Raw genomic sequence first — 24874 nt, forward strand, 5'->3', positions numbered from 1 at the left:
GGTTATCAGTAGGCTAACGACCAAAAACAGCCAGGTTTCCGGTCATGCCGTTCGCGGCGATGCAGCAGTAGGAATAATCTTGCTGAATGGGAATAATACTGATATTTAAGCTGAGATTAAGCAGCTATCATAATCCCAGTTTATGCTTAACCAAACGGGCCGGTAAATAATCAATACCGGCCCGTTTGTTTCGTCTGTCTATCATGCCATTGCCGAGCACTGAATTTATGTTAAAACCCCGTCAGATTATTCTTTTCCTGTTCCTGCTGTTTGGGTTGCAGTTGGCGCCGCTGACCAGCGTCGCCGCTCAGGATGACCCTGTTGCCATCAGCGCACCGGATGCCGCCACCGCGCTGAAAAACTACCAAAAGCAGTTGGACAGCATTAAACAGCAGGTTTCCAAGGCCAGCACAGATACCCAACTCAGCAAGCTGAGGCAGACCACCGACGAGCTGGCTGCGGGGCTGGAAAAACTGGCAACCGATCTGCAACCGGCGCAGGAAAAGCTGCAGGGGCAGTTGGACGTCCTGGGCCCGCAACCCGCCGCCGGTTCGATGCCTGAAACCGCTGCCGTGGTACAACAGCGCAACGCGTTGAACAACAGCAAGAAGCAGCTGGATGATGCGGTAAAACGCGCACAAGAGATGAGAACCGGCGTGCTCGATCTGGGGCAGCAAATCGGTGATATGCGCCGCGTGGCGTTCAAAACCCAGCTGGCGCTAAATACCGGCAGCGTGTTGGGGGCCAAGTTCTGGTCGCCGATCGTGCAACCTACGGCCGATGACGCACAGCGGCTGGATCAGTTCCATGTCGCCATGAAAGAGGTGTGGGATGCCAGTTGGCAGGAGGAGTGGCGCTACGGCACCCTTGGCCTGCTGCTATTGGCGGTCGTTATCTGGTCATGGGGCCGCTATTTCTCCGAGCGTTTCCTGGCCTGGGTGAGCATTCGTTATCTGCCGGACGGGCGTTTGCGCCGCAGCTTTATGGCGATGGTGACCGTCAGCGTCACGGTCATCACCACCGGCATCGCGCTGAATCTGCTGTATATCACCTTTACCCGCGTACAGCCGCTGCCGGCCATGCTGGAGGATTTCGCCGAGGGGTTTAATCGGCTGGGGATCTTCTGCGCACTGATCGCCGGACTGGGCCGCGCGACGCTTTCGCTTAACCGCCCGTCATGGCGTTTGGCCTCGCTGGATGACGCCGTCGCCTCCGGTCTGCGTTTCTTCTCGCCGTTGCTGGCGGGGTTGGCGCTGGCGTTCGGTACCATTGAACAAATCAATAACGTGGTAAGCGCCAGCCTGGCCGCGACCATTTTCGGTAATGGTCTGGTGGCCGGGTTGATCGGCATGGTGCTGCTGGCGATGCCGCTGCGTGCCCAACGCATCCGCCGCAAACTGGAGCAGCAGGGCGAACACGTCGAGAAACGTTCCACCATCAGCGGGTTGCTGCACATGGGCACGCTGGTGGGCTCGCTGGTCATCCTGTTCTCGCTGCTGATTGGCTATATCGCTTTCGCCCGTTTCCTGACCTATCAGGTGATCTGGATCGCTCTGGTGCTGATGGCGTTCTATTTCCTGCTGCTGTTTGCCGTCGACCTGTGCGGCGCGATTTTCTCGCCGCAAACCGCCAGCGGCAAAATGCTCAAGAAATCATTTAACTTCAAGGACCGGCATTTGGAGCAGATGGCGATAATCCTCACCGCCGTCGCCAAATGTTCTTTGCTGTTGCTGATGATTGTCGCGCTGTTTAACGGCACCTTCGGCACCACCACGCCTAACTCGCTGTTGGACAAGATTATCGCCATTCTGAGTGGCGAAGGGTTGAAGAGCCTGAACATCGTGCCCGGCAACCTGATCAACGCGGTGATCTGCCTGGCCATCGGCATCTATATCATGCGGGTGACCCAGCGTTGGCTGAGCCATGAACTGCTGCCGAAAACCATTTCAGATATCGGCATCCGTGCATCCCTGGTCACGCTGTTCAGCAACGTGGGTTATGTGCTGCTGATCCTGATTACCCTGGCGGCGCTGGGCATCCAGTGGAGTAACCTGGCGTGGATTGTCAGTGCGTTGTCGGTCGGTATCGGTTTTGGCTTGCAGGAGATTGTGAAGAACTTTATTTCCGGCATGATCCTGCTGACCGAGCGGCCGGTGAAAGTCGGCGATATGATCGGTATCGGCGGTGTAGAGGGGGATGTGCGCCGGATTAACATCCGCGCCACCGAAATCCAACTCAGCGACCGTTCGACGATGATCGTGCCCAACTCGCAGCTGATTTCGCAGAACGTGCGTAACGCCACCATGGGCAACGCCCAGGGCGTGGTGACCATTGCGTTGACCTTCCCGACGGAAATCGATCCTGAGCAGGTGCGCAATATCCTGCTCAGCGCCTATCAGGAGTATGAAGCCATTCAGGAAACGCCGGCGCCTTATGTCCGCTTCAGCCAGCTTGGTCCGGAAGGCATCATTCTCAGCGTGACCGGTTACGTTGCCAGCCCGCGTATGGTCGGCGCTACCAAAAGCGAATTGCTGTTTAATATTCTTAAACTGCTGCGCGCGCAGCGGGTCAGCATGTCCAGCCCGCAGGAAGTGGTGTTTATGAAACAGCAGGCGAAGAATCTGGCCAACGAAGAAGAGCAGTCTTCTTAATCTTGGCTGGGAGGGCGGCGGGCCGATGCACTAATCGGTGGCCCGCCAGTCCGCCGCTTAATGCATTGGCGGCACTACCGATTGCGAACATTCGCTGTTGGCGCTGGCGGATGAATTATTGCAGGTATGCGGATCGTTTTGCGCCGGCGGTGGCGGCACGTCTTGTGGGCCGCCTCTGCCGCTGAAACAACCGGAAAGGACAAAAATCAGCAGCGCAGGGATTATCGCTTTCATTTCACTCTCCTGAAATCAATGTCACTGCCGTGCATTACCGCGGATACCCTTTTTGATCGTCGTGTCAGGGCTTCAGACCTTGGCGCCGGTCATTATGTAGAGCAGCATGCAAACGATCAGTAATGATATAACGATAGCCCAGATTAATCGGTTCATCTGCGGTCCCTGGTTATTCTGTGAACTCAGGGCCTACCATAGCGCTGCCGGTGGCGCAGGGATATCAATGATTGCCGTTTTTTTGTCCGCCATAGATTCACTCTATATCCTACCGGCCGAAACCCTTGCCCGGCGACCGTGTTTATGCTGCAACGGCATGCGGCAAACGCTCTCAGGAGGCACAATCTGCACTTTGGGGGACCGGCAACAATGACCGGACAGCGAGGAGTCGGCCCTTATGAGGCGCAGATTTATCAGGCATAGGGGCTTGTTCAACCCGCTTTGCGACCGGGCCATTTAATTAAGCAATGATATAACTTTACGAAACAACTCTTACCTATACATAAAATGCTGTACAAATAATAACCACCAGGTGATCTGGTGAACTTTGTATAATGATTCAGTTGAGCAAACTGATTGCATCGTTTTATTTATGAAAGGAATCTATATGTATCAGGTTGATTATAATAGTTATCGTTCAGTGAAGGGATTTAACCGCCGAGTTCGTTTTTTGGTAATAAAATGGACGCTGAAACTACCGCGATCCTGTATGCGCTGGTAGAGAAATACAAACCATGAAGGTTAGGCAATTTACAAGGAGGCATGCGTTATGAATAAATTTATTATTGGTGGGTGGAGTCAGTCACTGCTTAATGAATCACGGAAAGAGTTCGATGTGATGATGTATGGAATGGTGACTAACCTTGAAGGGTTAACCACGGGGACATCCATGAACCCAGGATGGAGCCCTGAAAAACAAAATAAACCTACAGGCAGTCCTGGATTTAAAGGGAAAACGCTTTGGGTATATGGTGGAGGTGGATGTTCTCCTGAGGGTAAACCCTCTAATCAAGAGGAAGTATCAAGGATCGCGGAGGCCACCAAAAGTCAGGGTTGGGACGGAGTGGATTTTGACGATGAATGCAATATGAATATGGATTTGGTTATAGAAGCAATGAAACTACTCAAAAACTGTCAGAAAGAGACGAGTTTAGGTTTTATTGCCGGTTATTCTTACAACCACCCTGAAACAAGCACCGGAGTGAGTTTAAACGAAAAGATAAAAAAACTCATCTTGTCAGGCCAATGCGACCGTTTTATCCATTATTGCTATGCGTCTGCGATGTGGAGTAAAGAGGATATTCTCGGCAATGTCATTCCGGCTTTAAAACGGACGTTATCGCATGGTGCCGAAAAAAAGAAATGTATCCTTGCCCTGACAACAAGGGGATTGACTGACTGGAATTTAAATTATTATATCGACCAAGTGTTGGATTTTAATCTTGGTGGGTTATTTATTTGGAAATATGAGAATCTAAAAAATGACCATTATGAAATAATAAAGGAAAGACTGTGGAAGTAGGATATTACGTATAAATTTATGTATAAACGTCATGGGGGGAAAGGTGACCGTTCAGGCGGTCACCAAATTCGATAATAAAACGACGTATTACCGGTGGCGCAGGGATATCAATGATTGCCGTTTTTTGTCCGCCATAGATTCACTCTATATCCTCTCGGCTGAAATCAATTTCACTTTGCCCGGTGAGCGGCCCTATGCTGCAGCGGCATGTGGCAAACTCTCTCAGGAGGCATAATGGAAAAGCATGAGCTGGCGGCATCGGTGTTGGCGGCATTTGGCGGGGCGGACAATCTGATCAAACTGCGATACTGCGCCAGCCGCATCAGGGCGGAACTGCGCGATGGCAGCCGTTTGGATCGGCCGGGGATTGAGGCACTGGATGGGGTTAAGGCGTTGCTGGAGGTGGAAACGTCGCGCCGAACCCCCGAGTTTCAACTGGTGGTGGGGCCAGGCAACGCCCGGCCCTTGTATCAGGCGTTGATCGCAGTGACCGGCGAGAAATAACTACAGCAACAGAGGGCGGATCTGCTCCAGATGCTGATGCATTAACGCCTGCATCTGCACCACGTGGGGCGCATCTGCCTTTTCGCGCATCAGGTAAATACCCACCGTGCAACGCAGGCTTTCCTGCGTCGTTTTCAGCGGCACAATGCCGTAGTCGGCGAAATAACCCGCCATGCAGGTGGGATAAGCCAGCATCACCGCGTCAGAATCGTTGATCATGTCCACCGCCGACATCATCGAGTTAGTCGAGCAAATCACCCGTTCCGCCAGATGTAGCCTGTTACGCGCCATTTTCTTCGGCTGCATGTCTTCCACCATATGTTGATAGCGGCTTTCATCCGGCGTCAGCTCCACGCAGGGGTAATCCAATAATTCGTCCGGCCCAACCTGCCGGCCTGCCAGCGGATGCCCGCTGCGGACGAACATGCTGTCGGTGGTGCTGAACAGCGGCAAAAAGCTGATGCCGGCCTTGGGGTTCAACCCCTGAATTTCATGACCGATAAACATATCGATATCCCCGCCCAGCAGCAGATCCATCAGGCGCAGGTGGTTACCCAGATCGATATGAATATTCACCGTAGAGTGCAGGCTGCGGTAGGCATTAAAGCTGTCGCGCACGAACATATACCACCAGGCGTGGCCGGTACCCATGCGCAGGCTCTGTTCCTGGCGTGCCTTGATGAACGCCAGCTTGATCAGCGTGTTGTCATAAATGCGCTGCATCATCTGCGCCTGTTCCAGCAGCAGATCGCCGTATTCGGTGGTGTTAACCCCGGTTGAAGTGCGCTCCAGCAGTTGCACCCCCAGGTTCTCTTCCAGTTTCTTCATGTTGTGGGTCAGCGTCGGCTGGCTCAGGCACAGCTTGTTTGCTGCATGACTCACATTTTTGAACATCGCTACTTCGATAAACTGCCGCAGAATTTTGTCCACGATCATGTTTTCCGCTATTGGTATAGAAAGTTTCTATATCTTAGCGGCAAAAAACGATTTCCGCCAATAGCCCGCCTTCGATAGTTTGCTCTTATGCCGGTATTCCCAGCCGCCACCAGAGAGGACGCAATGAGAAGATTGATACCGAGTATGGTCGCTACCGCACTGGCGCTGATGTCCGGCCAGGCGCTGGCCGATACCTTGCGGATGGAATGTGCGCCCAGCAAAGAAGGGCGTCTGTTCTGCAATGAGATTAAGCAGCGCTTTGAGGCTCAGACCGGCCATACCCTGGAGTTTATCGATCTTCCCCGCGCCTCCGACGAAAAACTGTCGCTGTTTCAGCAGTTGTTTGCCGCCAAAGATTCCAGCGCCATTGATCTGTTTCAGGCCGATACCGTGTGGATCGGCGTGTTGAACAAACACCTGTTGGATCTGACCGACAGCGTGAGCGATATCCGGCAGGATTTTTTCCCCGCCGCCTGGCAGAACAACGTAGTCAATGGGCGGGTCAAGGCGGTGCCGGCTTATCTGGACACCGGCGCGCTCTATTACCGCAAAGATCTGTTGGAAAAGTACGGCGAACAGCCGCCGGTCACCTGGGATGAACTGACGCGCATCGCTACCCGCATTCAGCAGGGTGAACGGCAGGCGGGCCATAAGAATTTCTGGGGGCTGGTGTTCCAGGGTAAATCCTACGAAGGGCTGACCTGCAACGCGCTGGAATGGGTGGCCTCGCAGAACGGCGGAGGGTTTATCGACGCCAACGGCAACATCACCATCAATAACCCGCAGGCGGCGCAGGCGTTGAACAGGGCCGCCGGCTGGATCGGTACTATCTCGCCAAAGGGTGTGTTGGGTTACATGGAGGAAGAATCCCGCGCGGTATTCCAGAACGGCGACGCGCTGTTTATGCGCAACTGGCCCTATGCCTATGTACTGGCGCAGGACAGCAGCAGTGCAATCAAAGGCAAGGTCGGCGTGTTGCCGCTGCCAAAGGGTGCGGACGGCAACTCGGTCAGCGCTCTGGGCGGTTGGCAGTGGGCGATCAGCGCCTACACCAAAAACCCCACGGCGGCGATAGCGCTGCTGAAAATCGTCAGCGACGCCGAATCGCAGAAAAAGGCGCTGGCGCTGATGGGCTGGGCGCCGTCTCGTACCGCGCTGTATGACGATCCCAAGGTGTTGGCGCAGGCGCCGTATCTGTCGGATTTCAAAGGTATTTTCTCGCAGGCGATGCCGCGCCCGGCGACGCAGACCAAAAGGCAGTATGCGCAGGTCTCGAAAGCCATCTACAACGCCACCTTCAATGTGTTGCGCGGTGACAGTGACGGTGTCACGGCAGTGGCGGATTTACAGCAGCGGCTGGAGCGGATTAAAGCCAGAGGATGGCGTTGAAGGCAGTGCAATTCCCCCCATTAACGGCCCGGAGTCTGATGCATGAAACGCGATACGCACACATTATCCCTGACGGCCACGCCCGCTCCGGCGGCAGTGCAGCCGGTCAGGCGCAGCAAGCTTAATCACCGGCAGCGCCGCAGCCGTATCGCCTGGCTGTTGGTAGCGCCGGCCATGTTGCTGCTGGCGGCGGTTGCCGGCTGGCCGCTGCTGCGCACCCTGTTTTACAGCTTTACCGACGCCATGCTGGATGCACCGGATGAATACCGCTTTGTCGGCTTCGCCAACTATCTGGATCTGACCGGGGGCGGCCACTCGTACGGCGTACTGGCGGATCCGCAGTGGTGGCAGGCGGTGGGCAATACGCTGCGTTTCAGCCTGCTGTCGGTATCGCTGGAACTGGTGTTCGGCATGCTGCTGGCGCTGCTGATGAACCAGAAATTTCGCGGCCAGGGGCTGGTGCGCACCGCCATTTTGGTGCCCTGGGCGATTCCTACCATTGTCTCCGCCAAGATGTGGGGCTGGATGTTCCACGATCAGTACGGCGTGGTGAACGATCTGCTGCTCAAGTCGGGGATTATCGCCGCGCCGCTGGCCTGGGTCGCGGAGCCGGGGCTGTCGATGTGGGCGGTGGTGATTGCGGACGTCTGGAAAACCACGCCGTTTATGGCGCTGATGCTGCTGGCCGCGTTGCAGCTTATCCCCGGCGATCTGTACGAAGCTGCGCGGGTGGATGGGGCTAACGCCTGGCAGCGGTTCCGGCGCATCACTTTGCCTTTAATCATGCCGGCGATGATAGTTGCACTGATTTTCCGGGTGATGGATGCACTGCGGGTATTCGACCTGATCTATGTGCTGACCTCCAACAGTGAAGCCACCATCTCGGTGTCCGGTTATGCCCGCGACCGCATGGTCAGCTATCAGGAAATGGGCTCCGGCTCGGCCGCTTCGGTGCTGGTGTTCATGATGGTGGCCGGTATCGCCGCCTGTTTCCTCACGCTGAGCCGCCTGAATGACAAGGAGAAACGCGCATGAAACTGACTCGCCAACAGCAAAAATATGGCCATAAGGCGCTGATTTTCGCCGGCGCCGCGCTGGCCAGCGTCATCTGTTTGTTTCCCTTTTACTACGCGCTGATCACCTCGCTGCGTTCGGGGGGCAGCCTGTTCCAGGTCGCTTACCTGCCGGGAACGCCACACTGGGGCAATTATCTGACGGCGTTGATGGATAACGGCATCGCACGCAGCTTGTTGAACTCGATCGTCGTGGCGACGTTGACGGTGGGCATCTGCCTGCTGGTGTCGATTACCGCCGCTTTCGCGCTGGCGCGCATCAGTTTTCGCGGCCGCAAATATCTGCTGTTCACCATTTTGTGCGTCTCGATGTTCCCCCAGGTAGCGGTGCTGTCCGGCATGTTCGAACTGGTGCGCTTTATGGGGCTGTACGATTCGCTGGGGGCGTTGGTGCTGTCCTACACCACCTTTTCGCTGCCGTTTACCGTCTGGGTGCTGACCACCTTTATGAAGTCGATCCCGGCGGAGCTGGAAGAGGCGGCGATCGTCGACGGTGCCAATACCTGGACCATCATTACCCGCATCTTCGCGCCCATCATGGGGCCGTCGCTGGTGACCACCGGGTTGCTGGCGTTTATCGGCGCCTGGAATGAATTCATGTTCGCCCTGACGTTTGTCATCTCCAGCGGCAAGCGCACCGTGCCGGTGGCGATCGGCATGCTGCAGGGCGCCTCTCAGTTCGAACTCCCCTGGGGCACCATCATGGCGGCCTCGGTCATCGTCACACTGCCGATCATCGTGCTGGTTCTGATCTTCCAGCGCCGCATCGTCAGCGGATTAACCAACGGCGCAGTAAAAGGCTGATTTTCGATTAACCCTGAAGCAGGAGAAATGCAATGGCTACAAAAATCGTTTTAGTGGGCGCAGGCAGCGCGCAATTCGGCTACGGTACCCTGGGCGACATCTTCCAGAGCAAGACGCTGTACGGCAGTGAAATCGTGCTGCATGACATCAACCCGACCGCGCTGGCAGTGACCGAGAAAACCGCCCGTGATTTCCTGGCCACGGAAGATCTGCCGTTTACCGTCAGCGCCACCACAGATCGCAAAACCGCGCTGAGCGGAGCGGAGTTCGTGATTATCTCCATTGAAGTGGGCGACCGCTTTGCGCTGTGGGATCTCGACTGGCAGATCCCGCAGCAGTACGGCATTCAGCAGGTGTATGGCGAGAACGGTGGCCCCGGCGGGCTGTTCCACTCGCTGCGGATCATTCCACCGATCCTCGACATCTGCGCCGACGTGGCGGACATTTGCCCGAACGCCTGGGTATTCAACTATTCGAACCCGATGAGCCGCATTTGCACCACCGTGCACCGCCGCTTCCCGCAGCTCAATTTTGTCGGCATGTGCCATGAAATCGCCTCACTGGAGCGCTATCTGCCGGAAATGCTCGGCACCTCCTTCGACAATCTCACTCTGCGCGCTGGCGGGTTAAACCACTTCAGCGTGTTGCTGGAGGCCAGCTATAAAGACAGCGGCAAAGACGCTTACCCCGACGTACGCGCCAAGGCACCGGACTATTTCTCGCGCCTGCCGGGCTACAGCGACATTCTGGCCTACACCCGCAATCACGGCAAACTGGTGGAGACCGAAGGCAGCACCGAGCGCGATGCGTTGGGCGGTAAAGACAGCGCCTATCCGTGGGCGGACCGCACGCTGTTCAAAGAGATCCTGGAGAAGTTTCACCATCTGCCGATCACCGGCGACAGCCACTTTGGCGAGTACATCCGCTGGGCCAGCGAGGTCAGCGATCACCGCGGTATCCTCGATTTCTACACCTTCTACCGCAACTATCTGGGGCAGGTGCAGCCGAAAATCGAACTGAAGCTGAAAGAACGCGTAGTGCCGATCATGGAAGGGATCCTTACCGACTCCGGTTATGAAGAGTCTGCGGTCAACATTCCGAACCGAGGTTTTATCAAGCAACTGCCGGCGTTTATTGCCGTTGAAGTCCCGGCGATTATCGACCGCAAGGGTGTGCATGGCATCAAGGTCGACATGCCTGCGGGCATCGGCGGCCTGCTGAGCAATCAGATTGCGATTCACGATCTGACCGCCGACGCGGTGATTGAAGGCTCGCGCGACCTGGTTATCCAGGCGCTGCTGGTAGATTCGGTCAACGATAAATGCCGCGCGATACCGGAACTGGTGGACGTGATGATCTCACGCCAGGGGCCGTGGCTCGATTACCTGAAATAAGCCGGATGGCGGGGCGCGTGCTTGCGCCCCGTTGAATGCAACTACCTGGGGTTCGGGAGGAATATGGCGCAATTAACGCTGGAAAAACTGCAAAAACGCTATGGCGCAAACGCAGAGGTGATCAAGTCGCTGGATCTGCAGATCAACAGCGGGGAGTTCGTGGTGATCGTCGGGCCCTCCGGCTGCGGCAAGTCGACGTTGCTGCGCATGATTGCCGGGCTGGAGGAGATCAGCGGCGGCGGCATGTATATCGATGGCAACTACGTCAATGACGATACGCCGGCCGAGCGCGGTATCGGCATGGTGTTCCAGTCCTACGCGCTTTATCCGCACATGAGCGTCTACAAAAACATGGCGTTCGCGCTGGAGCTGGCCGGTCATTCGGCGGAGGAGATCGACAGCCGGGTGCGCGAAAGCGCCCGCATTTTGCAGCTTGAACCCTTGCTGGAGCGGCGTCCGAAGGATTTGTCCGGCGGGCAACGCCAGCGGGTGGCGATTGGCCGCGCCATAGTGCGCGAACCGAAGCTGTTTTTGTTCGATGAACCCTTGTCCAACCTTGATGCATCGCTGCGCGTACAAATGCGCATGGAGGTGGCTTCGCTGCATAAACGTCTGGGTTCGACCATTATTTACGTGACTCACGATCAGGTCGAAGCCATGACGCTGGCCGACCGCATCGTGGTGCTCAACAAAGGGCATATCGAGCAGGTGGGAACGCCGCTGGAGCTTTACGACCAGCCGGCCAATGAATTTGTCGCGCAGTTTATCGGCTCGCCGAAAATGAACCTGATCCCGGCCATTCTGCGGCGCGCCGGTGAGCGGCAGAGCGTGGTGGAGCTGGACAACGGCAAAGCGCTGGTGCTGCCGATCGCCACGCCGGTGGCGGCGGAAGGCCAGAGCGTCAACGTAGGCATTCGTCCGGAGCATATTCGCGGCGGTGAACAGGCGCAGTGCGAGTTTCAGGGCGAGGTGATGTTCGTCGAGCATATGGGCAACGAAACCTACCTCTATCTGGATAACGGCAACGTGGCGGAACCCTGGGTGCTGCGCAATCCCGAACGCTCGACCATTCAGGCCGGAGAAACCGTCGGCGTGCGCCTGCCGGTAGAGTGTTGTTATCTGTTTGACCGCCAGGGCCGCGCTTTCCCACGTATTCTGGCGTCCGAACAGGCACATTAACCGATGATAAGGAAGCATGACATGAGCGGTGCGCAAACGGCGCGATGGTGGAAAGAGGCGGTGGTTTATCAAATCTACCCGCGCAGCTTTATGGACTCCAACGGTGACGGCATTGGCGATCTGAACGGCATTACCGCGCGGCTGGACTATTTGCAGTGGCTGGGCGTAGACGCCCTGTGGATCTGCCCGATGTACCGCTCGCCAAACGACGATAATGGCTACGATATCAGCGACTATCAGGCGATTATGAGCGAATTTGGCACCATGGCGGATTTTGATCGCCTACTGGCGGAGGCGCATGCGCGCGGCATGCGGCTGATACTCGATCTGGTGGTGAACCACACGTCGGACGAACATCCGTGGTTTATTGAATCCTGTTCATCAAAATCCAGCGCCAGGCGCGACTGGTATATTTGGCGCGACGGCAAAAACGGCGCGGAACCCAATAACTGGGAGAGCATTTTCAACGGCTCGGCCTGGAAGTATCACCCCGGCAGCGAACAATACTTCCTGCATCTGTTTTCTGAGCGCCAGCCGGATCTGAACTGGGAGAACCCGCAGGTGCGCGCAGCGCTGTATGACATGATGCGTTGGTGGCTGGACAAGGGCATCGACGGTTTCCGCATCGACGCCATCTGCCATATGAAAAAACAACCCGGGCTGAGCGACATGCCGAACCCGCTGGGGTTGCGTTACGTGCCGTCGTTCGAACGGCATCTCAACTACGACGGGCTGCTGGATTACGTTGATGAGATGTGCGAACAGGTGTTTAACCGCTACGACATCATGACGGTGGGGGAAATGAACGGCGCCTCGGCGGAACAGGGTGAGGACTGGGTGGGGGAACGGCATGGCAGGTTGAACATGATTTTCCAGTTCGAGCACGTCAAGCTGTGGGAAACCGCCAACCAGCAGGCGCCGGATGCCGGGCTGGATGTTATCGGCCTGAAAAGCATATTCACTCGCTGGCAGACGCTATTGGAGGGTAAGGGCTGGAACGCGCTGTACGTCGAGAACCACGATATTCCGCGCGTGGTATCGAAATGGGGGGACGACGGGCGCTACCAACGCGAAAGCGCTACGGCCATAGCCGCGCTGTATTTTCTGATGCAGGGAACGCCGTTTATTTATCAGGGGCAGGAATTGGGCATGACCAACACCCATTTCGGCTGCCTGGATGACTTTAACGACGTCGCCACCAAAAATCGTGCTGCCGAGCTGCGCCGACAGGGAATGGATGAGGATCGGATCCTGGCGACGCTGAGCCGCAGTTCGCGTGATAACTCGCGCACGCCAATGCCGTGGAACGACGGGCCTAACGGCGGCTTTAGCGCCGCAACGCCCTGGTTTGCGCTTAACGCCAACTACCGCGATATCAACGTGGCGCGCCAAAGTGAGGAGCCGGACTCGGTGCTGAATTTCTACCGCGCGCTGATTCGGCTACGCAAACAGACCCCGGCGCTGCTGTATGGTCGTTATCGATTATTGCTGGCTGAACATCGGCATATTTACGCCTATACCCGCACCCTGGATGACCGGCAACTGCTGGTGCTGTGCAACCTGAGCGGCGAACCGCAGCAGGTTGATCCCGAATCTCTGGCACTGAACAGTTGGCAACTGCGGTTGGGCAATTACCCGCAGAGCGAAGAGCCGCAGCGGTTGCGCCCTTATGAAGCGCGGATTTATCAGGCATAGAGGCTTATTCGACCCACTTTGCGGCCGGGACCTTTTTGTAAAAGGAGAGCTGTACCGGCCACATTTTCATCGCAAGGAACAATCCCGATTTTTAACTAACCATAACCGGTTTTGTTATTTCGCTTTACCATAGCCTGTTGCTAGCTTTTGTTCGTTCCATCAGGGGATGAATAACAGGGTAATAACAGAAATGACAAAAAAACTTATTAAAATCACAGCGCTGGCACTGTCAGTTTTCGCTGCTCAGGGTACCCAGGCAGCGCTTTCGCTGCAGGGGAAAACCATTGGCGTGGCGGTAGTCGGCACGCAGCATTTTTGGGATCGCGAAGCATTCAAAGGTGCCAGCGACGAAGTGGAGCATCTGGGTGGCAAAGTGGTGGCGGTCGATGGCGGCCGCGATAACCAGGTGCATGCCGACAATCACGATATCCTGCTGGCGCGCAAGGTGGATGCGGTGATCAGTATTTTGGGCGACAGCGCCGTCGAGCCTAAATTCAAAGCATTGCGCGCCGCCGGGATCCCGGTATTCACCGTTGACCACGTATCGCCTTATTCAATCAACAACACCACTTCTGACAACTACAGCATCGGCAGTACCATCGGCCGTTATACCGCCGAGGCGCTGGGCGGCAAAGGCAATGTGGCGGTGTTCAACGCCTTCTCCAACTCATTGCGTATCTGCGGCATTCGCTACGATCTGTGGAAGTACGTGTTGAAAGATTATCCGGACATCAAAATCATTCAACCGGAGCTGGCCGAGCAATACGCCAACTCGCCGGAAGATGCGCGCAAGAAAACCCTCGAACTACTGAGCCAACACCCGAAAGGCACGCTGGATGCGATTCACGTCGCCTGCTGGGATCAGCCGGCGATCGGTATCGTTCAGGCGCTGGAAGAGAGTGGCCGCGCCGGTGACGTTAAGGTCACGGCGATCGACGCCGGGCCGGAAACCCTGGAAATCATGGCGGAGAAGGGTAGCCCGTTGGTCGCCAACGTGGCGCAACAGCCGCGGTTAATCGGCACCACTTCAGCGGATAATGTGGCGCGCCATTTCGCCGGCGAGAAGTTGCAACCGCAAACCTTTGTGCCGGTATTGCCGGTGAAAGGGCCGGAAGAGGCGAAGGCGGTGTACAAGCAGCTCGGCTACGGCGAGCTGAAATAACGCCATGAGCCAGGAGGAAACGCAGGCTGTTCCCGCCGTGGGCGGCCTGGAAATGATTGGCATCGAGAAACGTTTTCCCGGTACCCAGGCGCTGAGCGGTGCCTCACTGCGGGTGCTGCCAGGGGAGATTCACGGCCTGATTGGCGAAAATGGCGCCGGTAAATCCACCTTGATCAAGATCCTCGCCGGGGTTTATGCGCCAGACGGCGGGGAGATCCGCATTGGCGGCCGGCGGCTGGCTTCCGTCACCCCGGCGGCGATTCGGGCGGCCGGGGTGCGGTTTATCCATCAGGAACTGCATTTGATCCCGCACTTTACCGTGGCGGAATCCGTGTATGTCGGACAGGAACGGCGTAACCGCTGGTTAGGGCTGGACAAGCGCGGCATGCGCCATGACGCGGAACGATTTCTGTTACAGGTGCTGGACACCCGCCTGGACGGTAACCGGCTGATCCGCGATCTCAGCATTGCCGAACGCAAGCTGGTGCAGATAGCCCGGGCGTTAATCGACGGGCAGGCGCAACTGGTGGTGTTTGACGAGCCTACTGCGCCGCTTGAAGCCAGAGAGTCGCAATTGCTGTTTAACGCCATCGCTCGCCTGAAACAGCGCGGCATCGCCATTATTTATGTCTCTCACTATCTAACGGAAATCGCCCAGATTTGTGACCGTGTCACGGTGTTTCGCAATGGGCGCAACGTCGGCACCCTACAACAATTGGGCGATGGCGATATCGCGCGCATGATCCCGATGATGGTCGGCCGCGAAATCACCAGCCTGTTTGCCCCGCGCCCGGCTCAGCGGGCGGTGGCTGAGCCTTGGCTTAGCGCAGAATGCCTGTCGGACGGCACACAGTTGCGCGGTGTCAGCTTGCAGCTGGCGCCGGGGGAGATAGTCGGCGTAGCCGGGCTGCTTGGCTCCGGACGAGAAGCGTTGGTCGACACTCTCTACGGATTACGCCCACTGAAGCAGGGGCAACTACGCATAGCCGGTAAGCCGATACGCATTGCCTCTCCGGCGCAGGCCATCGCCGCCGGGATGGCGCTGGTGCCCCGTGACCGGCGCCATACCGGTTTGGTGTTGCCCTTGCCGGTGGCGGACAACATTAACCTGGCGTCGCTCGGGGCGTTGGCGCGCGCGGGTTGGGAACTGCGCAAAAAGGCCCGGTTGCGCGCCAAAGCGCTGGCGGAGCAGTTGGATATCCGCCCGCGCAATCTGCAATTGCCAGTGCGTTTGTTAAGCGGCGGCAATCAGCAAAAGGCGATTCTGGCGCGTTGGCTGGCGACTAACCCGCAACTGTTGATCCTCGACGAACCTACCCTGGGCGTAGACATCGGTGCCAAGGCAGAGATTTACCAACTGGTGGCTGCCCAGGCGGCTGAAGGGCGCTGCGTGCTGGTGTCGTCCAGCGACGGCAGCGAACTGATTGGGTTGTGCGATCGCATTCTGGTGATGTTGCGCGGCGAGATAGTCGCGAATGTCCGTACCGCCGGGCTGACGCAGGACGTGCTGCTGGCGTTGACCAGCGGCGGTTCAACGGTATCCCCTTTATTACAGGAGCCGGTTCTATGAGCCAACTGACTGAGAGCAATGTGGCGGCAGGGGCCTCCCGCCACCGTTTTCTGCCGCCCGGAGAGCAGATCGTCGATAAAATTCCGTTGTTGCTGTTTGCCGCGCTGCTGGTGTTTTTCTGTCTGCAGGCGCCGTATTTCACCAGTTGGCAGAATCTGAGCACTATCCTCAAACAAAGCGTGCCCTTGGCGATACTGTGTTTTGGCCTGACCTGCGTGATTACCGGCGGCGGCGATGACGTGGTTTCCGGTGGTATCGATATTTCCCTGCCGGCGATCGCCGTGTTGGCGGCGGCCATCATCAGTAACGGCCTGACCCACAGCGGTGACGGGTATCTGTGGCTGGCGGCGCTGGCGTTTGGCGCGGCGCTGCTGGCGGGGGGCGTCAATGCTTTGCTGGTGGTGGTTGTCGGGTTGCCGCCGTTGTTGGCAACGCTGGCCAGCTCGGTGGCGGTGGTGGGTATCGCCAACCTGATCACCCAACAGCGGCGCATCAGCGTCAGCGATGCGGCCATTGTCGCACTGCGTGACGACACCTGGCTGGGGTTGCCGCTGATGGTGTGGCTAATGCTCGCCGCAATGGCGCTGTTTGGCTGGGTGCTGCATCACACCCGTTGGGGCATGCAGTTGCAGGCGGCGGGCGGTAACCGCGAGGCGGCGGAAATCTCCGGCCTGCGCGTCAAACCGCTGGTGATGGGATCTTATCTGCTGGCGGCTGCGGCGGCCGGTTTGGCGGCCTTTGCCCTGGTGGCTCGCGGCTCGGGCAGTTCGCCCGGCAGTGAAGAGCCTTTACTGTTGGAAATGGTACTGGCGACTTTTATTGGCGCGGCCTTCTCGCGCCGACGAGTTGTGACCATCTGGGGGGCGCTGCTGGGGGCCTTGCTGGTTAATGCCTTGTCGAATGGATTGGCGCTGTTGCGGGTAGACATCTTTTGGGTCGGGGCGATCAAAGGCGGTTTGATCCTGCTGGTACTGGCCGCCGCTGCCAGGCAACGCCGGGGGGCAAACTCATGAAGGCATTGAACAAACTGCTGATTCGCTACGGCTTTATGCTGATTGTCATCGTGTTTTTCCTGTTTTTCTCCTGGGGCAGTAGCGTGTTTTACAGCCTGGGTAATCTCAGTAACTTGTTACAGGGTAACGCAATATTGCTGATTGTCGCGCTGGCCATGACGCTGGTGGTGACCGCCGGTGGCGTTGACCTGTCGGTGGGCGTCGCATTGGATTTCGGCGCCGCCTTTGCGTTGATCGCCCTGAAGCAATATCAGCTCAGTTGGCAAATGGCGATAGTCGCCGCGTTGGCCGGCGGTGCGCTGGTTGGCGTACTCAATGCGTTGTTGATCGTTTACTTCCGGGTTAAGCCCTTTTTGGCGACGCTTGGCACCTTTTTCATCGGCAGCAGCATCGAACGCATTTATACCGATGGCGGGGGATCGATAGCCTACCGCCGCATGGCGCAGCAGTATCACGATCTGGCGGTGGGCAATCTCGGCGGCGTGCCGTTACCGATAGTTATCGCTGCCGTACTGCTGCTGGGCTACTTTCTGTTTTTCGAGCGCACCATCTTCGGCAAGCGCATTCATGCCATCGGCCTGAACCCGCAGGCGGCCCGCGCGGTGGGGATCCGCAATGGTCGTTACCTGTGCTGGCTGTTGATCGCCTCAGGCATGACCTGCGCGCTGGGCGGCGTGATCCTTTCGGCCAACCTGCGCCAGTTTACCCCGCTGGCCGGACAGGCCTATTTGCTGGACGCTATCGCAGCGGTGTTTATCGGCACCGCGTTTCATCCGCAGGGGCGCCCCAACGTGCCGGGTACGCTGGTTGGCGTGCTGTTCCTGGGCATGGTGGCGAACGGTCTGAACCTGATGGGACTGAATTTTATGGTGAAAGACGCGCTGACCGGCGTGATCCTGGTGGTGGCGCTAGCACTGTCCTTTATCCAAAGCCGGTTAAAACAAACGCAACAGGCGGAGGCCGGCAGTGAGTCAATATGATGCGGTATTTGTCGGTTTAACCTTGCTCGATATCGCGGGGCGGCCCGTGAGCGCTATCCCGGCAGGCGGTGGCGTGCAGTTTATTGAGCAGATCCGGCTGAACCCGGCGGGCGGTTCACTCAATACGGCCAATTTCTCTCAGCACTTTGGTTAGGTAAAAGAAAAGTTGGCTGTTTCTACGACATAAAGATGTCCACGTTAATCACTAGCGGGTATACAAAAATCCATCATCAAATTATAAAAAAACTAAAGAACATTGACTAATATAAGAACATGCATTATATAAACATTAGTTACATTAACAAAGTAATATCTTTCCTGCTTTTTAGTACAAAAATAGCGGATACTTCCGATATTTAATTAATTAAAGAGATAACACATATGGAAGACGTTTGTTTTTTTGATAACCAGATTCTGGCTTTTGAATTACCAAATTTTGAAGGAAAAAAATATACATTCGAAGGAGTATATGCAAATCGATGCGAGAAAGGATTCAAGCCAAAATCACTTAAAGTCCCCTCTGCTGTAAATGCAATACTTTCTAAAGAACTTACTAAAGATACCTATCGCCATTATCATTTTGAAAGTGGAGATCATGCCACTCTTCCTAATATTGATTATAATTTAGATGAATACGTCGGATATTTAGGAATCAGTATAAAACATGATATTGTAACGACTATAAAAATTAGCCATGAAGGCGATCGGGAATTAATGAAAAAACTAGAAATAATAATTAAATTTCATGAATTAGGTGAGGTAAGACAAGGTTTTATAAGTGGAGTTACAGATGATGGATATGTTCATTTACTCAAGCAGTCAGAACCAATAACTTGCGCAATTTACTTTCGTGATACGAAAAGTTTTGAGTATATTGCAATTGGTTCATTTTTATTGGATTGCTCTTCAACTATTGTGGAAGTTTCAAACTTCACCATGTCAAATGAATCAAAAATAGAGGTAAATTTAAATATATTAAAAGATTTATATCTCGTCATGGAAGGAGATGTACCTATTACAAAAATTCATTTTGATATTCATAATAAAGATGACATTCCAAAAGGTAAATGATGCGACGGGCAAACCAACCTTAATGCGCAGCAAAAGAACGGTAGTAAACGCTGATTACGCACGGTCGGCGTCGATATCGACGCCGACTGGTCGTAGATGGACTTATTTTTAATATAAGTAAAGCTGCCCACCAAAATGAAATAATCGAAGATGAAGTTTTACTTTCTCGTAAAAAATATATTAAGGGGTCAGTTTGAGGTCGTAGACACCACCGGCTGCGGCGACAGCTACTGCGGTGGGTTTATCGCCGGGCTAAGCCGTGGGCTGGCGGTACCGGAAGCCTGCCTGCTGGCTACGGCGGTGGCTGGGCTGGTTGCCGGTGGGTTGGGATCGGACGCCGGCGTGATCGACTGGGAACACACCCGGCGGTTTATGCAGCAAACGCCGTACAGCGCTTAGCGCCAGACGTAGAGTAGCGGCTCGCCTTTGAGATAGCGTTGTATGTCCTGTGCGATCATCTCGGTATGTTTGACCAGCGTCTCCCGCGTGGCGCCGGCGATATGCGGCGTGATCACCACGTTGTCGAATTCGGTGATAAACGGATGCCGGCGGTAAACAGGCTCGCTGGCGTACACGTCCAGCGCAGCGCCGGCCAACCGTTTCTCCCGCAGGGCGGTAATCAGATCTTCTTCAATCACCACCGCCGCACGCGAGGTATTGATAAACAGCGCATTGGGTTTCATGCGGTTAAACAATTCACGACCAATCAGCCCATCGGTTTGCGGCGTCGCCTTCAGGTGCAGGCTGATAAAATCGGCGTCGCTGAACAGCCGTTCCAGCGTGGTTTTCTCAATGCCCGGTTCGTTAATTTCCACGGCGGAAACGTAAGGGTCCGCCACCAACAGCCGCATGCCGAAAGCCCGGGCAATGCGGCCGACGCGTTGGCCAATGCTGCCGTAACCGACGATGCCCAGCGTTTTGTTGCGCAGTTCGCTGCCTTTAAATACTTCATAGGGGCTGGACTTATCCACGTCCCACACCACATCGCTGCGCAGACCCTCTTTGGCCACCGCCGCGTGCGGTTGTTCGCGGGTGAATTCACCACGCTTGAGCGCTGCGTGGGCCTGGGGAATATGGCGGGCCAGGCTCAGCATCAACGCCAGCGTCAGTTCCGCCGCAGCGTCCGAATTGCGGCCGGGGGTGTAGATCACCGGAATATTGCGCCGTGCGGCGGCCTGCAGGTCAATATTGACCGGATTGGCACGGGTGCAGGCAATCAGTTTCAACTGCGGGCAGGCGTCGATCACCCGGGCGGTAATATCGTCGTAGCTGGTGATGATAAAGCTGGCGTCATGGGCCAGATCAATCAGCGCGTCTTCGGTCAGCTTGCTTTCGCCGGCCGCCCAACCGCGAATGACCAGTTCGCCCAATTGGCGGAAATCATCAAGCGAGCCGGCGTATTCGGCGGTAAAGAGGGTTTTCATGGTGCGGGGCTTCCTGCGTTAAGGGCATTGAGTATTTGCTCCCGGCTCTGCCACAGCGGTTCAAGCTGAAGGCGTAACTGGCGGAACAGTGGGTAGAGCGCCTGATAGATCTGCTGATTGGCCGGATCGGGAATAAATAGCCGGCGGTTTTCGGCCTGAACAAGCACTTCATGTGACACCGTCACTCCGATGCTTTGCGCCGCCAAAATAGCCACACCTCGCGCGCTCAGCTCTTTCACCCGGCTGGTAATCACTCGCCGGCCGGTGCAATCGGCGATGATCTGCAACCAGACGGCCGAAGCGGCTCCGCCGCCGGCAAGGTAAAGATCGCCCTGCGGCGGGTAATCATGCAGCGAGTCTTTAATGGCGAACGCCAGCCCTTCAAACACCGCCCGCAGCAGGTGCAGATTGCCGGTATGCTGACCGATGCCGAAAAAACCTGCGCGGGCCGCCTGGCTGTAAAAAGGCGCCCGCTCACCGTTCAGATAGGGCTGATAGAGCACGCCGCCGCTGCCGGCGGGAATGGCAGCGATCTGCTCGCCAATACGCTCGAGATCGCCATCGCCGCCCAGCTCACGAACCGCCCAGTCCAGATTCGGCGTGCCCGCCTGCATGGCGAACAGGTTGATATAACGTCCTTGCTGCGCATGGGCGACAAAGCGCGTCTTCGGGCTGACCCGCGCCAGGCTGTCGCAGACAATGCCGGTGCAGCAGCTGGTGCCCAACAGGGTGTATACGTCGTCATGATTCACGGCACCAATGCCCAGCGCTGCCGCCGACACATCCAGCGCCCCGGCGCACACTGGAATGCCCGCCGCCAGCCCGGTGACAGCCGCCGCCTGTTCCGTGATCTCTCCGGCGCGTTGGCCAGGGCGCAGCAGCGGCGGGAACAGCGGGCGAAGAGCCTGCAGTCCCAGCGTTGTCAAAACCTCGTTGGAGAGCGTTTCGCTGTGAAGATCCAGCAGCGAGGTGCCGGTATCCGTCAACTCAAGGTGTGCCGCACCGGTGAGGCGATAGCGGATCCAGTCTTTGGCGAAGAAAAAATAGCGCGCATTACTTAGCGCGTCGGGTTGATTTTCCGCCAACCATTTCAGGATCAGCGAACTGTTGCACGGCAGCAGGCGGGTCCCGGTTTGCCGAAACAGCCTTTCTTCCCGTTCCGGCTGCTGCTTTAAACGTGCCACCAACGGCGCGCTGCGGGTGTCGCTCCATAAAATGGCCTTGCGGACCGGGTGCCCTGCGGCATCGACCAGCCAGGCGCCTTCGCCCTGGCCCGAGAGGCCAATGGCGCGGATACGCCCTTGTTGCAACAAGGGCGAGTCGGCCAGCGCTCGCAATGTCGTGACCACATTGCGCCACAACTGTTCCATATCTTGCTCGGCATAGCCGGGGAACGGCACTTCGGTCAGGTTGTCGGCGCTGGCGACCTGGCATTGATTAAACTGCTCGTCGAATAAAACCGATTTGATCTTCGAAGTGCCTATGTCGATGCCGAGATAATAATCCATGGGAGCGCCAGCCTGTGGGGAACGAGATTGCCAGCGTAGCAATGAAGGAAAGGATCCCATATGCCATTTCCGGGAAAGCTAATTCATTAATAAGATTATGATTATTAATACCTTATAACGGAATGGTATTGGTGGCGTGCGAAGGCTCGGTGCTAGTTTTTTATTACTTTATGGCATCAAATAACCATAAATAAGAATGTACGGTTCTTAATCGGCGCAGAGTTTTGATCTTTCATTGGGGGTGACCATGTTTAAAACGACAATTTCCCGCTTGGCGCTGCTGACGGCGCTGGCGCTACCGGCCTCTCTGCTGGCGGCGGAACCGCTGCGGGTGGCGGCCGATCCGGTGCCCCATGCGGAGATCCTGGCCTACGTGCAGAAAATTGATCCACAGCTGAAACTGAAGGTGATTGAGATCAGTAACGGCGTGAATTCCAATGAACTGTTGGCGCACGGCGACGTGGATGCCAACTACTTCCAGCACCTGCCTTATCTGCATTCGCAGGAACAGGCGCTGGGCACAAAATTTGCCGTGGCGGCCAGCGTGCATATCGAACCGCTGGGCATTTACTCGAGCAAGTATAAAAAGCTGAGCGAGATACCGGACAACGCCAAGGTGGCGGTGCCGAATAACGTCACCAACCTGAGCCGGGCGCTGTACCTGCTGCAGGCACAAGAGCTGATTACCCTGAAAGCCGGTTTTAACGATCCGTCCAGGGATCAGGCAACGCCAAAAGACATCGCCGGTAACCCCAAACACCTCAAGATACTGGAGATTGAATCGCCGCAGATCCCGCGTGCATTGGATGACGTCGATTTGGCGGTGATTAACGGCAACTATGCGCTGGAGGCGGGGCTTACGCCAGCCAAGGACGCGCTGGGGCTGGAAAGCCCGAAAAATAATCCGTATGCCAATATTCTGGTCACTACGCCGCAACTGGAGAACGATCCGCGCATCAAACAACTGGCCAAAGATTTGCAGTCGCCGGAAGTGGCCAAATTTATTCGGCAAAAATATCAGGGCTCGGTGATCCCCGTGACACCTGCGGATGCGGGCTGATGATTGTCGTAGAACGGCTCGGTAAAAGCTACGGCACCGGTGAACCGCCTGCGCTGGAGCAGGTGTCGCTTACCATTAACGACGGCTCGGTGTTCGGCATTATCGGCCGCAGCGGCGCAGGCAAGAGCACCCTGATCCGCTGCCTTAATTTGCTGGAGCGACCCAGCACGGGCCGCATTTTGATGGACGGGCGCGATCTGACCCAACTGAGCGAACCTGAACTGCGGCGCCAGCGCCAACGTATCGGCATGATATTTCAGGGGTTCAATCTGCTGCATGCCCGCAACGTCCGGGATAACATCACGGTGCCGCTGGAGATCGCCGGCGTGCCGCGTGCGGAACGTATTCGCCGCGCCGGTGAATTGCTCGATCTGGTCGGGTTGAACGACAAGGCGCGAGCTTTTCCTTCTCAGCTTTCCGGCGGGCAGAAACAGCGCGTCGGCATCGCCCGGGCGCTGGCAGCCCGGCCAGACTATTTGCTGTCCGATGAAGCGACCAGCGCGCTGGATCCGGAAACTACCGCTTCTATTCTTGCCTTGTTAAAAGACATCAACCGCCAGTTGGGATTAACCATTGTGCTGATCACCCACGAACTGGGCGTGGTCAAGGCCATTTGTGACCATGCTGCGCTACTGGCCGCCGGGCGGGTGGTTGAATGGGGGCCGATTGGCGAGCTGTTGGCAGACCCGGCATCCTCCCTCGGGCAGGCGCTGTTGCCGGGTTGCCTGACGCCGGTAGAAGCGGAAACCCAGGTGGCGGAGCTGACATTTTTCGACAGCGTGCGCGCCTCGCCGGTGCTCAGTGAACTGGCGCAGCGCCATGCGGTGGACGTTACGCTGCTGGGTGGGGGCGTTGAACTGATTGCCGGCCAGAGTGTCGGCCGTTTCCGTGTGGGATTGCGATCGCCGCAGGGCGGCTTGCCGCTGGCGGAGGTGGTGGCGTTCCTCAATCAACGGGGCGTGAGGGCCGAACTGCTATGAGAAACCAATTGCCCTGGGAAGATCTTCTGGCGCTGGTGCTGAACGCCACCGGCGAAACCTTGTATATGGTGGCGCTGGCATCGCTGTTTACCTTATTGATCGGTCTGCCGCTTGGCGTGGTGCTGTTTATCACCCGCAAGCAGGGCATATTGCCCGCACCGCGCCTCAATGGCGCGCTGGGCGCTATCGTCAATCTGGGGCGATCGCTGCCGTTTGTGGTGCTGTTGATTGCCTTGATCCCGTTAACCAGGCTGATTATCGGCACCACGTTAGGCAGTTCCGCAGCGGTAGTGCCGATCACCATTGGCGCTTTTCCGTTCTTTGCGCGCATCGTCGAGTCGGCGCTGGATGAGGTGGAAAAAGGGCGGATCGAGGCGATTTTGTCGATGGGCGGCAATGTGCGCCACGTCATTTTTAAAGTGCTGCTGCCGGAAGCCTTGCCGACGCTGTTGGCCGGGTTGACGCTGACGGTGGTGATGTTGATTGGTTTTTCTTCCATGGCCGGCGTGATCGGCGGTGGCGGATTAGGCGATCTGGCGATCCGTTATGGCTATCAACGCTTCAACAATCAGGTGATGATCGCGACGGTGATTATTCTGGTAATTCTGGTGCAGGGCGTACAAACCCTGGGCGATCGTCTGGTCCGTTCGCTGGCGCATCGGCGTTAAGAGGCTTTATCATTTGGTGCGCACCGACTTAGCGCAATATTGCAGTACGGACTAAGCTAC

At 56.5% G+C, this 24874-nt stretch carries 21 protein-coding genes and 3 pseudogenes; 20 read left to right on the forward strand and 4 right to left on the reverse strand.

Annotated features, from left to right (window positions below; all coding sequences use genetic code 11):
- Positions 1–227: 227 nt before the first annotated feature.
- Complete coding sequence (locus D4100_RS01315) at positions 228–2651, forward strand: DUF3772 domain-containing protein (RefSeq protein WP_119802678.1); 2424 nt, start codon at positions 228–230, stop codon at positions 2649–2651.
- A gap of 57 nt (positions 2652–2708) precedes the next feature.
- On the opposite strand, the gene D4100_RS25720 is transcribed toward D4100_RS01315, so the two are convergent.
- Positions 2709–2885, reverse strand: coding sequence for a YdgH/BhsA/McbA family protein (locus tag D4100_RS25720; protein WP_006318269.1), 177 nt, complete (start codon positions 2883–2885; stop codon positions 2709–2711).
- Between the two features lie 604 nt (positions 2886–3489).
- On the opposite strand from D4100_RS25720, the pseudogene D4100_RS01320 reads away from it, so the two are divergent.
- From D4100_RS01320 to D4100_RS01335, 3 genes and pseudogenes are all read left to right on the forward strand, one after another.
- Positions 3490–3570 (forward strand): annotated as a pseudogene (locus D4100_RS01320) (N-acetylmuramoyl-L-alanine amidase); the annotation flags it as partial.
- An 81-nt stretch (positions 3571–3651) separates the two neighbouring features.
- Complete coding sequence (locus tag D4100_RS01325) at positions 3652–4404, forward strand: hypothetical protein (RefSeq protein ID WP_119802680.1); 753 nt, start codon at positions 3652–3654, stop codon at positions 4402–4404.
- A 234-nt stretch (positions 4405–4638) separates the two neighbouring features.
- Entirely contained in the window at positions 4639–4908 is a 270-nt protein-coding gene (locus D4100_RS01335) for a PTS sugar transporter subunit IIB (RefSeq protein ID WP_119802684.1), read from the forward strand.
- Here D4100_RS01335 and D4100_RS01340 read toward each other — a convergent pair whose 3' ends face one another.
- Positions 4909–5844, reverse strand: a complete 936-nt coding sequence (locus D4100_RS01340; RefSeq protein ID WP_006318272.1) for a LysR family transcriptional regulator — start codon at positions 5842–5844, stop codon at positions 4909–4911.
- Positions 5845–5967: 123 nt separating this feature from the next.
- Between D4100_RS01340 and D4100_RS01345 the strand changes: the two genes are divergently transcribed.
- The 13 genes and pseudogenes from D4100_RS01345 to D4100_RS01410 form a co-directional block, all read left to right on the forward strand.
- Positions 5968–7233: an ABC transporter substrate-binding protein gene (locus tag D4100_RS01345; protein ID WP_119802686.1), complete on the forward strand. Its 1266-nt coding sequence runs from the start codon at positions 5968–5970 to the stop codon at positions 7231–7233.
- Between the two features lie 42 nt (positions 7234–7275).
- A complete protein-coding gene (locus D4100_RS01350; RefSeq protein WP_119802688.1) occupies positions 7276–8268 on the forward strand; it encodes a carbohydrate ABC transporter permease in 993 nt (330 codons plus the stop codon).
- Positions 8265–9110 (forward strand): carbohydrate ABC transporter permease, encoded by an 846-nt coding sequence (locus D4100_RS01355; protein WP_119802690.1) that lies wholly within the window; start codon positions 8265–8267, stop codon positions 9108–9110. Before D4100_RS01350 ends, D4100_RS01355 begins: the two co-directional genes overlap by 4 nt.
- Positions 9111–9142: 32 nt before the next feature.
- Positions 9143–10504: a family 4 glycosyl hydrolase gene (locus D4100_RS01360; RefSeq protein ID WP_119802692.1), complete on the forward strand. Its 1362-nt coding sequence runs from the start codon at positions 9143–9145 to the stop codon at positions 10502–10504.
- A 63-nt stretch (positions 10505–10567) separates the two neighbouring features.
- Positions 10568–11683: an ABC transporter ATP-binding protein gene (locus tag D4100_RS01365; protein WP_119802694.1), complete on the forward strand. Its 1116-nt coding sequence runs from the start codon at positions 10568–10570 to the stop codon at positions 11681–11683.
- Between the two features lie 21 nt (positions 11684–11704).
- A complete protein-coding gene (locus D4100_RS01370; RefSeq protein ID WP_119802696.1) occupies positions 11705–13378 on the forward strand; it encodes a glycoside hydrolase family 13 protein in 1674 nt (557 codons plus the stop codon).
- 190 nt (positions 13379–13568) lie between these two features.
- A complete protein-coding gene (locus D4100_RS01375) occupies positions 13569–14540 on the forward strand; it encodes a sugar ABC transporter substrate-binding protein (protein ID WP_006316995.1) in 972 nt (323 codons plus the stop codon).
- A 4-nt stretch (positions 14541–14544) separates the two neighbouring features.
- Positions 14545–16110: a sugar ABC transporter ATP-binding protein gene (locus D4100_RS01380; protein WP_119802697.1), complete on the forward strand. Its 1566-nt coding sequence runs from the start codon at positions 14545–14547 to the stop codon at positions 16108–16110.
- Complete coding sequence (locus tag D4100_RS01385; RefSeq protein ID WP_119802698.1) at positions 16107–17123, forward strand: ABC transporter permease; 1017 nt, start codon at positions 16107–16109, stop codon at positions 17121–17123. Before D4100_RS01380 ends, D4100_RS01385 begins: the two co-directional genes overlap by 4 nt.
- A complete protein-coding gene (locus tag D4100_RS01390; protein ID WP_006316992.1) occupies positions 17120–18103 on the forward strand; it encodes an ABC transporter permease in 984 nt (327 codons plus the stop codon). The genes D4100_RS01385 and D4100_RS01390 overlap by 4 nt, the downstream gene beginning before the upstream one ends.
- A pseudogene (locus D4100_RS01395) lies at positions 18090–18215 on the forward strand (kinase); the annotation flags it as partial. The gene D4100_RS01390 and the pseudogene D4100_RS01395, both read left to right, overlap by 14 nt.
- A 269-nt stretch (positions 18216–18484) precedes the next feature.
- Positions 18485–19174 (forward strand): hypothetical protein, encoded by a 690-nt coding sequence (locus D4100_RS01400; protein ID WP_119802699.1) that lies wholly within the window; start codon positions 18485–18487, stop codon positions 19172–19174.
- Positions 19175–19372: 198 nt separating this feature from the next.
- Positions 19373–19573 (forward strand): annotated as a pseudogene (locus D4100_RS01410) (PfkB family carbohydrate kinase); the annotation flags it as partial.
- On the opposite strand, the gene D4100_RS01415 reads toward D4100_RS01410, so the two are convergent.
- Both D4100_RS01415 and D4100_RS01420 read right to left on the reverse strand, forming a co-directional pair.
- Complete coding sequence (locus D4100_RS01415) at positions 19570–20598, reverse strand: 2-hydroxyacid dehydrogenase (RefSeq protein ID WP_006316988.1); 1029 nt, start codon at positions 20596–20598, stop codon at positions 19570–19572. The pseudogene D4100_RS01410 and the gene D4100_RS01415 sit on opposite strands and share 4 nt — an antisense overlap.
- Entirely contained in the window at positions 20595–22106 is a 1512-nt protein-coding gene (locus tag D4100_RS01420) for an FGGY-family carbohydrate kinase (RefSeq protein WP_119802700.1), read from the reverse strand. The genes D4100_RS01415 and D4100_RS01420 overlap by 4 nt, the downstream gene beginning before the upstream one ends.
- Positions 22107–22353: 247 nt before the next feature.
- Here D4100_RS01420 and D4100_RS01425 point away from each other — a divergent pair, with 247 nt between their 5' ends.
- The 3 genes from D4100_RS01425 to D4100_RS01435 are packed head-to-tail and all read left to right on the forward strand — an operon-like array spanning position 22354 to position 24814.
- Positions 22354–23166 (forward strand): MetQ/NlpA family ABC transporter substrate-binding protein, encoded by an 813-nt coding sequence (locus D4100_RS01425; RefSeq protein ID WP_006316975.1) that lies wholly within the window; start codon positions 22354–22356, stop codon positions 23164–23166.
- Positions 23166–24146, forward strand: coding sequence for a methionine ABC transporter ATP-binding protein (locus D4100_RS01430; protein ID WP_119802701.1), 981 nt, complete (start codon positions 23166–23168; stop codon positions 24144–24146). Before D4100_RS01425 ends, D4100_RS01430 begins: the two co-directional genes overlap by 1 nt.
- On the forward strand, positions 24143–24814 hold the full coding sequence (locus tag D4100_RS01435) for a methionine ABC transporter permease (RefSeq protein ID WP_006316972.1): 672 nt from the start codon (positions 24143–24145) through the stop codon (positions 24812–24814). Before D4100_RS01430 ends, D4100_RS01435 begins: the two co-directional genes overlap by 4 nt.
- Positions 24815–24874: the final 60 nt, after the last annotated feature.

Source organism: Serratia inhibens (assembly GCF_003591175.1).
GTDB lineage: Bacteria > Pseudomonadota > Gammaproteobacteria > Enterobacterales > Enterobacteriaceae > Serratia > Serratia inhibens.

Excerpts from the sequence above, each read along its gene's own strand:
- D4100_RS01315 (WP_119802678.1), top strand. The coding sequence starts at position 228 with ATGTTAAAACCCCGTCAGATTATTCTTTTCCTGTTCCTGCTGTTTGGG.
- D4100_RS25720 (WP_006318269.1), bottom strand. The coding sequence starts at position 2,885 with ATGAAAGCGATAATCCCTGCGCTGCTGATTTTTGTCCTTTCCGGTTGT.
- D4100_RS01325 (WP_119802680.1), top strand. The coding sequence starts at position 3,652 with ATGAATAAATTTATTATTGGTGGGTGGAGTCAGTCACTGCTTAATGAA.
- D4100_RS01335 (WP_119802684.1), top strand. The coding sequence starts at position 4,639 with ATGGAAAAGCATGAGCTGGCGGCATCGGTGTTGGCGGCATTTGGCGGG.
- D4100_RS01340 (WP_006318272.1), bottom strand. The coding sequence starts at position 5,844 with ATGATCGTGGACAAAATTCTGCGGCAGTTTATCGAAGTAGCGATGTTC.
- D4100_RS01345 (WP_119802686.1), top strand. The coding sequence starts at position 5,968 with ATGAGAAGATTGATACCGAGTATGGTCGCTACCGCACTGGCGCTGATG.
- D4100_RS01350 (WP_119802688.1), top strand. The coding sequence starts at position 7,276 with ATGAAACGCGATACGCACACATTATCCCTGACGGCCACGCCCGCTCCG.
- D4100_RS01355 (WP_119802690.1), top strand. The coding sequence starts at position 8,265 with ATGAAACTGACTCGCCAACAGCAAAAATATGGCCATAAGGCGCTGATT.
- D4100_RS01360 (WP_119802692.1), top strand. The coding sequence starts at position 9,143 with ATGGCTACAAAAATCGTTTTAGTGGGCGCAGGCAGCGCGCAATTCGGC.
- D4100_RS01365 (WP_119802694.1), top strand. The coding sequence starts at position 10,568 with ATGGCGCAATTAACGCTGGAAAAACTGCAAAAACGCTATGGCGCAAAC.
- D4100_RS01370 (WP_119802696.1), top strand. The coding sequence starts at position 11,705 with ATGAGCGGTGCGCAAACGGCGCGATGGTGGAAAGAGGCGGTGGTTTAT.
- D4100_RS01375 (WP_006316995.1), top strand. The coding sequence starts at position 13,569 with ATGACAAAAAAACTTATTAAAATCACAGCGCTGGCACTGTCAGTTTTC.
- D4100_RS01380 (WP_119802697.1), top strand. The coding sequence starts at position 14,545 with ATGAGCCAGGAGGAAACGCAGGCTGTTCCCGCCGTGGGCGGCCTGGAA.
- D4100_RS01385 (WP_119802698.1), top strand. The coding sequence starts at position 16,107 with ATGAGCCAACTGACTGAGAGCAATGTGGCGGCAGGGGCCTCCCGCCAC.
- D4100_RS01390 (WP_006316992.1), top strand. The coding sequence starts at position 17,120 with ATGAAGGCATTGAACAAACTGCTGATTCGCTACGGCTTTATGCTGATT.
- D4100_RS01400 (WP_119802699.1), top strand. The coding sequence starts at position 18,485 with ATGGAAGACGTTTGTTTTTTTGATAACCAGATTCTGGCTTTTGAATTA.
- D4100_RS01415 (WP_006316988.1), bottom strand. The coding sequence starts at position 20,598 with ATGAAAACCCTCTTTACCGCCGAATACGCCGGCTCGCTTGATGATTTC.
- D4100_RS01420 (WP_119802700.1), bottom strand. The coding sequence starts at position 22,106 with ATGGATTATTATCTCGGCATCGACATAGGCACTTCGAAGATCAAATCG.
- D4100_RS01425 (WP_006316975.1), top strand. The coding sequence starts at position 22,354 with ATGTTTAAAACGACAATTTCCCGCTTGGCGCTGCTGACGGCGCTGGCG.
- D4100_RS01430 (WP_119802701.1), top strand. The coding sequence starts at position 23,166 with ATGATTGTCGTAGAACGGCTCGGTAAAAGCTACGGCACCGGTGAACCG.
- D4100_RS01435 (WP_006316972.1), top strand. The coding sequence starts at position 24,143 with ATGAGAAACCAATTGCCCTGGGAAGATCTTCTGGCGCTGGTGCTGAAC.